The organism is Bradyrhizobium sp. 22 (assembly GCF_000482425.1).
In the GTDB taxonomy this organism is placed as follows: Bacteria; Pseudomonadota; Alphaproteobacteria; order Rhizobiales; family Xanthobacteraceae; genus Bradyrhizobium; species Bradyrhizobium japonicum_B.
In genome coordinates this window covers 904,834-911,654 of sequence record NZ_KI519399.1, presented here as the reverse complement: position 1 = coordinate 911,654, position 6,821 = coordinate 904,834, and the positions used below count along the sequence as shown (strand labels likewise).

7 protein-coding genes are annotated in these 6,821 nt (G+C 64.9%); 6 read left to right on the top strand and 1 reads right to left on the bottom strand.

Annotation, left to right across the window (positions count from 1 at the left end):
• Window positions 1–277: IS3 family transposase (locus tag K410_RS36540; protein WP_049819943.1), on the bottom strand; the 277-nt coding region annotated here is incomplete at its 3' end.
• 121 nt (window positions 278–398) lie between these two features.
• On the opposite strand from K410_RS36540, the gene K410_RS0105530 reads away from it, so the two are divergent.
• The 6 genes from K410_RS0105530 to K410_RS0105505 all read left to right on the top strand — a co-directional run bounded on the left by K410_RS0105530 (window position 399) and on the right by K410_RS0105505 (window position 6,761).
• Complete coding sequence (locus K410_RS0105530) at window positions 399–1,274, top strand: branched-chain amino acid ABC transporter permease (RefSeq protein WP_028133919.1); 876 nt, start codon at window positions 399–401, stop codon at window positions 1,272–1,274.
• Window positions 1,271–2,269: a branched-chain amino acid ABC transporter permease gene (locus tag K410_RS0105525; RefSeq protein ID WP_028133918.1), complete on the top strand. Its 999-nt coding sequence runs from the start codon at window positions 1,271–1,273 to the stop codon at window positions 2,267–2,269. The genes K410_RS0105530 and K410_RS0105525 overlap by 4 nt, the downstream gene beginning before the upstream one ends.
• Window positions 2,266–3,009, top strand: a complete 744-nt coding sequence (locus K410_RS0105520; protein ID WP_028133917.1) for an ABC transporter ATP-binding protein — start codon at window positions 2,266–2,268, stop codon at window positions 3,007–3,009. The genes K410_RS0105525 and K410_RS0105520 overlap by 4 nt, the downstream gene beginning before the upstream one ends.
• A 12-nt stretch (window positions 3,010–3,021) precedes the next feature.
• Window positions 3,022–3,759, top strand: coding sequence for an ABC transporter ATP-binding protein (locus K410_RS0105515; protein ID WP_028133916.1), 738 nt, complete (start codon window positions 3,022–3,024; stop codon window positions 3,757–3,759).
• Window positions 3,756–5,627 (top strand): bifunctional sugar phosphate isomerase/epimerase/4-hydroxyphenylpyruvate dioxygenase family protein, encoded by a 1,872-nt coding sequence (locus K410_RS0105510; RefSeq protein ID WP_028133915.1) that lies wholly within the window; start codon window positions 3,756–3,758, stop codon window positions 5,625–5,627. The genes K410_RS0105515 and K410_RS0105510 overlap by 4 nt, the downstream gene beginning before the upstream one ends.
• Before the next feature lie 174 nt (window positions 5,628–5,801).
• Entirely contained in the window at window positions 5,802–6,761 is a 960-nt protein-coding gene (locus tag K410_RS0105505) for an IS5 family transposase (protein WP_028133914.1), read from the top strand.
• The last annotated feature ends 60 nt before the right edge of the window (window positions 6,762–6,821 follow it).

The window sequence follows — 6,821 nt, the reverse complement described above, 5'->3', positions numbered from 1 at the left end:
TTTTTAAAATGTCGCGTTCCATCCGCAGCCGCTCGTTCTCCTGGCGCAACACGGCGAGTTCCGAAGCCTGGTCCGCCGACATCGGCGTCGCCTGCGTGGTGGGGCGCCACGCCGCCGATGCCGGCTCGCGCCGGAGCTTATCGACCCAGCGCCGCAGCACTGAGTCGCGCAGACCGAGCTCCTTGGCTACCGACCCGATCGAGCGGCCGCTCGACACCACCAACCCCGCCGCCTCGCGCTTGTACTCTTCAGTAAACGACCGACGTGCACGTTCCATTCAACACCTCCAGGCTCAACGAGCCTACTACAGGTGTCCACTCATTCGGAGGAAGTTCAGGAGTGAGAGCTGAGTTCGCGTCGACCCGACCCATCGGGGCTCTAACGATCAACGAGAACCCATGTCCAACCTATTCGATCTTCTGGTCGCGGGGCTCGCCACCGGCGCGATCTACGCGCTGGTCGCGGTCGGCTTCACGCTGTTGTGGCAGACCTCGCAGACCATCAATTTTGCGCAAGGCGAGTTCGTGATGTTGCCGGCGTTCCTGATGCTGGCGGCGATGCATGCCGGCGCGCCGTTCTGGCTCGCGATCATGCTCGGCATCCTGCTGTCGATGGTCCTGCTCGGGCTCGGATTCAAGCTGCTGCTGGTCGATCCGATGATGCGCCACGGCGTCTTGCCGCTGGCGATCGCGACCATGGCGCTCGCGATCGGCATCAAGGAAGCCGTGAAGCAATTCTACAGCGCCGAGGCCTCGCCGTTCCCCTCGGTGGTGCCGACCGGCGACATCTCCATCCTCGGACACGCGGTCTCGCTGCAAAGCATCGGCGTGCTCGTCGTCGCCATCCTCGCGGTGGTCGGCCTGACCACGCTGCTCAACCGCACCTCGCTCGGTCACCAGATGCAGGCGGCGGCGCAGAACCCGACGGTGGCGCGCATCATCGGCGTACCCGTCGAACGCATGATCCTGCTGACGTTCCTGATCAACGCCTTCCTGGTCGCGCTGGCTTCGCTTCTGATCACGCCGATTTACCTAGCAAAATTCTCCTCCGGCGAGGTGCTGGGCCAGGCCGCCTTCATCGCCGCGATCGTCGGCGGCTTCAACCAGGTGCGCGGCGCCATCGCCGGCGGCCTGCTGATCGGTGTGCTCGACAATCTCGCCGCCGCCTATGTCTCGACGCAATATCGTGCCGCCGTGCCGATGCTCTTCCTGATCGTGGTCATCCTGTTCCGACCGCAAGGTTTGCTCGGCCGCGCCGAGGAGCGCACGGTATGAGCAGCTTCGGCAAACCCCTGAAGATCGCGCTCGGCCTCGCCGTCATCGCCGGCCTGATCGTCATCCCCATGAACTTCAACCGCTACGGCCTGTTCATCCTCAGCCAATGGGCGGTGATGAGCATCGCCGCCATGGGCCTCAACCTCACGCTCGGTTATGCCGGCCAGGTCTCGCTGGCGCAGGGCGCCTTCGTCGGCATCGGGGCCTATGCGGCGGCGATCATGACGACGCATGGCTGGCCGCTGCCGGCGGCGATCCTGGTCGCGATCCTGCTCAGCTTCGCGGTCGGCTGGGTGCTCGGCTATCCCGCGCTGCGCGTCCAGCACCATTACCTCGCCTTCGTCACGCTGGCCTTCTCCACCCTCGCCTTCCTGGTGTTCCGCAACGAAAGCTGGCTCACCGGCGGCATCTACGGCATCTCCAACATCCCGCGGCCGCATATTTTCGGCATCGCGACCAACAAGCCCCTCCCCTTCTATTACGTCTGTCTCGGCGCGCTCGCGATCGTGTCGCTGGCGGTGTGGTGGCTGATCCGCTCGCCCTGGGGCCGCGCCTTCATGGCGCTACGCGAGAATCCCATGCGCGCGCAATCGCTCGGCATCGACACGCGGCGCTACACGCTGATGGCATTCGCGATCGGCTCGGCGCTCGGCGGCGTCGCCGGGGCGCTCTATGCGCCGCTGACGCAATATATCGACCCTGTCCCCTTCAACCTGTCGCTCTCGCTCGACCTCCTGATGATGGTGATCGTCGGCGGCGCCGGGTTCTATTTCGGCCCGTTCCTCGGCGCGATGATCGCGGTGCTGCTGCCGGAATGGCTGCGCTTCACCGAGGGCTATTACCTGATGCTGTACGCGGTCGCGGTGATGCTGCTGCTGATCTGGTCGCCGACCGGCATCCTTGGCATCCTCGATCGCTATCTCGCCGAACGCCGCACCAAAGCGGCGTCCGCCCTGCGCGCCGTCGCAAAGTCCCGCCTGGAGACGGCGCAATGAGCGCGGTATTGGAAGTCTCGGAGATCAAGAAGAATTTCGGCGGCATCAGCGCCGTCGACGGCGTTTCCTTCGACGTGCGCGAGGGCGAGATCCTCGGCCTGATCGGCCCGAACGGCTGCGGCAAGTCGACCCTGTTCAACTGCATTCTCGGCCAGCTCACGCCCTCGGGCGGCGAGGTCAAGCTCGATGGCAAGGTCGTCACCGGTCTGCGCCCCGCCGAGCTCAACAAGCTCGGCGTCAGCCGCACCTTTCAGCTGCTGCAGGTCTTCCCGAAGCTCTCGGTGCGCGAGAACCTGATCCTCGCCGGACAGGAGCACCAGGGCAGCATGGCCTCGCGGCTGGTCGGCCGCTCCGATGCCGGGCTGACCGAGGCCGCCAACCAGATGATCGGCTTCTTCAAGCTCGATCATCTCGCCGACGAGCCCGCCGGCGGCCTCTCCTACGGCCAGCAGAAGCTGCTCGACGCCGCCATGGCCTTCATGGGCGGACCGCGCCTCGTGCTGCTCGACGAGCCCGCCGGTGGCGTCAACCCGTCGATGCTGGCGGACCTCAAGGATCGCCTGATCGCGATCAACCGCGAAAAGAACGCCACCTTCGTCGTGATCGAGCACAACATGGAGTTCGTGATGTCGCTGTGCTCGCGCGTGATGGTGATGGCGGAAGGAAAGGTGCTGGCGATGGGACGACCCGACGAGGTGCGCAAGAACCCCGCCGTGATCGAAGCCTATCTCGGACATTAGGGAGCGCGAGCCATGAGCGACCCGATCCTCTCGGTTCACAATCTCGTCGGCGGCTACGGCAAGATGACGATCTTGAACGGCACGACGTTCTCGGTGCCGCCGGCGACCATCACCACCATCATCGGTCCGAACGGCGCCGGCAAATCCACCGTGTTCAAGGCGATCTTCGGCCTGCTCAAGCTGCGCGAGGGCAAGATCAGCTTTGCCGGCCGCGACGTCACCAATTTGAGCCAGCGCGCGCTGCTCAATGCCGGCGTCTGCTACGTGCCGCAGGGCCGCAACATCTTCCCCGAGCTGTCGGTGCGCCACAATATCGAGCTCGGCGGCGTCGCGGCCGGGAAGGGTCTCGACCTGCCGAAGCGGATCGAGGCGGCGCTCGACCTGTTTCCGGCGCTGCGGCGGAAGTCGACGCAGCAGGCCTCGACCCTGTCCGGCGGCGAGCAGAAGCAGCTCGAGATCGCCCGCTCGCTGCTGCTCGAACCCAGGCTGATGCTGATCGACGAGCCCTCGATCGGCCTGTCGCCGCTGATGGTGCAGCAGACCTTCGACATCCTCAAGTCCTTGCGCTCCCGCGGCGTCACCATCCTGATGATCGAGCAGAACGCGCGGTCGGCGCTGGAAATCTCGGACATCGGCATCGTGCTCGAGCTGGGCCAGACCCGCATGGTCGACGACGCCAAGCGCATCCTGAACGATCCGCGCATCGGCCAGCTCTTCCTCGGCGGCGCGATGGAGGAGAGTGCGGCATGAACAGACGCTCGATCGCAACGGTCTCGCTCTCCGGCACCCTCGACGAGAAGCTCCGCGCCATCGCGGCCGCCGGCTTCGAGGCGGTCGAGATCTTCGAGAACGATCTGTTGTCGTTCGGCGCAAGCCCGCGCGACATCGCAAAGCTCTGCCGCGATCTCAACCTGAACATCTGCGCGTTCCAGCCGTTCCGCGATTTCGAGGGCATGCCCGAGCCGCAGCGCTCGCGCAACTTCGCTCGCGCCGAGCGGAAGTTCGATTTGATGCAGGAGCTCGGCACCGATCTCCTGCTGATCTGCTCCAACGTCTCGTCCGCCTCGCTCGGCGGCATCGATCGCGCCGCTGACGATTTTCGCGAGCTCGGCGAACGCGCGGCCAGACGCTCCTTGCGCGTCGGCTACGAGGCGCTGGCCTGGGGCCGCCATGTCAGCGACTATCGCGACGCCTGGGAAATCGTGCGGCGCGCCGACCATGCCGCGATCGGCCTCGTCCTCGACAGTTTTCACGCGCTGGCGCCGGGATTTCCCACCCGCGCGATCGCCTCGATCCCCGGCGACAAGATCGTCCTGGTGCAGCTTGCGGACGCGCCGAAGCTCGAGCTCGACATGCTGTCGTGGAGCCGGCACTTCCGCTCCTTCCCCGGCCAGGGCGATCTGCCGGTCGTTGAATTCATGACCGCGATCGCCGCGACCGGCTATGCCGGGCCGCTGTCGCTGGAGATCTTCAACGACCAGTTCCGCGCCGGCTCGGCCGCGCAGACCGCGCTCGACGGCCTGCGCTCGCTGATCCTGCTGGAAGACCAGCTGGCGCCGGATTGGCCGAAATTCGCCGCCGAGCCGCTGGCGCCGAAGGCGAAGAGCCGCGGCACCGGCTTCATCGAGTTTGCGGTCAACGAGACCAAGGCCGGCGATCTCGCCCGCCTGTTTTCGCAGCTCGGCTTCCGCAAGACCGGCGCGCATCGCAGCAAGGCGGTGGAGCGCTGGTCGCAGGGCAAGGTCGAGCTCGTCATCAACAGCGAGACCGACGGCTTTGCACATTCTCACTACGTCACGCACGGCCCAGGCGTCTGCGCCATCGCCCTCGACGTCGACAATGCCGGTCTCGCGATGCAGCGTGCCGAGATGCTGAAGGCGCGCACCTTCTATCAGCCGGTCGGACCGGGCGAGCTGGAGATTCCCGCGATCCACGGCGTCGGCGGCAGCCTGCTCTATTTCCTGGATCAGGCCGGAACGAACTGGGACACCGATTTCGAGCCTGTCCCGAGCGATGCGCACGCAGACGCGCTGCTCGCCGTCGACCACATCGCGCAGTCGATGCCCTATGACGAGATGCTGTCCTGGCTGCTGTTCTACACCGGCATCCTCGATCTCGAGCGGCTGCCGCAGATGGAGATCGCCGATCCCAGGGGCCTCGTGCAGAGCCAGGCCATCGTCAACGCCGACCGGAGCCTGCGCGTCGTCCTCAACGGCTCCTCCGCGAACCGCACGCTGCCGGCGCGATTCATCTCGGAATTCTTCGGCTCAGGCGTGCAGCACGTCGCGTTCTCTTGCAGCGACATCTTCACGACGGTCGCGGAGATGCGCCGGCGCGGAGCGGATTTTCTCGACATCCCCGCCAATTACTATGACGACATCGAAGCCAAGTACGACCTCGCGCCCGAGCTGATGGCGCAGCTGCGCGCCAACCACATCCTCTACGACCGTGAGGGCGACGGCGAGTTCTTCCAGGTCTACACCCACATCTTCGACGAGCGCTTCTTCTTCGAGATCGTCGAACGACGGAATTATCAGGGATTTGGCGCAGCCAATGCGGGCATACGGCTCGCGGCGCAGGAGCGCGAGGTGCGGCCGATGAGCATGCCCAGGGTGTGATGACCCTCTCCCCGTGTGGGAGAGGACGGGTGAGGGGTCTCTTTCCGCGCACTCGATAGAGCTTATTTCGCGGAGAGAACCCCTCATCCGGCGCTTCGCGCCACCTTCTCCCACAAGGGGGCTGTTGCGTAATTCGCCAGTTGTGATTCCCTAAGGCAAAGGCTGGAGGGATCGATGGCGGTGAAGCGGACGGGGCAGCCGAGCTTTGTAGAAGCGCTGATGCCGAAGGGCGCCGGCGCCAATGCGGCGCTGGATCGGTTGGCTGGCTTGGTTAAGTGGTATCGGTTCGAGAAGCTGATCGGTCATTTACGGGATGAAGGGAGCCCCGGTCGTCCAGGCTATCCGGTGCTTGTGTTGTTTCGTGCGGTGCTGTTGCAGTCGCTCTATGGTCTTTCGGAACGCGAACTGGAGGAGGCGCTGGGCGACCGGTTGTCGTTCAAGCGCTTCGTTGGTTTGAGCCTGGATTATGCCACCCCCGATCATACGGTCCTGAACCGTTTCCGGAACCGGCTTGTTGAGCAAGGCCTGCTGGAGAAGCTGTTTGGCGAACTGGATCGCCAGCTTGAGAATGCCGGCGTCATCCTCAAGCGCGGCACGATGCTGGATGCAACCCTGATCCAGGCGGTGTCGGCTCCTCCGAAGGAGGATCGTCCTTCAAACGATCCCGACGCTCGCTTCACCAAGCGGCAGGGCAAGAGCGGCTCGACCTTCGGTTACAAGGCCCATATGGGCGTTGACGAAGGATCCGGCCTGATCCGCGCGGTGTTGACCACGCCTGCCAACATCAATGACACGACGCCAGCCGATGAGTTGATCCGCGGCGACGAGGCCGTGGTGTGGGCTGATGCGGCCTATGACACGCATGCCAGGAGGGCTCGACTGAAGGCGGAATGCAAAAAGCCCCGCATCGCGTTCCGTCCCAACAGGCACCATCCGGAACTGCCGGCCCGGCTCAAACGCTACAATCTTCTCATCGCGCGACGACGAGCCCAGGTCGAGACCACTTTCGCCACCCTCAAACGCCGCATGCGACTGACCTGCATCCGCTACGTTGGTCTGATGAAGGCAAGCGGGCAGGTCCTACTCGCCTCGATCGCCTTCAACATGAGGCGGTGGGCCACGATCGCGGCCTGAGCCGCCCACCGAGGGCGACAACTACAGACTTGCCGGGCAATTGCCGTGTCCGTGTCCCTC

Bases quoted from the DNA above. Each gene is read 5' to 3' on its own strand.
- K410_RS0105520 (WP_028133917.1), top strand. From the start codon at position 2,266: ATGAGCGCGGTATTGGAAGTCTCGGAGATCAAGAAGAATTTCGGCGGC.
- K410_RS0105515 (WP_028133916.1), top strand. From the start codon at position 3,022: ATGAGCGACCCGATCCTCTCGGTTCACAATCTCGTCGGCGGCTACGGC.
- K410_RS0105525 (WP_028133918.1), top strand. From the start codon at position 1,271: ATGAGCAGCTTCGGCAAACCCCTGAAGATCGCGCTCGGCCTCGCCGTC.
- K410_RS0105510 (WP_028133915.1), top strand. From the start codon at position 3,756: ATGAACAGACGCTCGATCGCAACGGTCTCGCTCTCCGGCACCCTCGAC.
- K410_RS0105530 (WP_028133919.1), top strand. From the start codon at position 399: ATGTCCAACCTATTCGATCTTCTGGTCGCGGGGCTCGCCACCGGCGCG.
- K410_RS0105505 (WP_028133914.1), top strand. From the start codon at position 5,802: ATGGCGGTGAAGCGGACGGGGCAGCCGAGCTTTGTAGAAGCGCTGATG.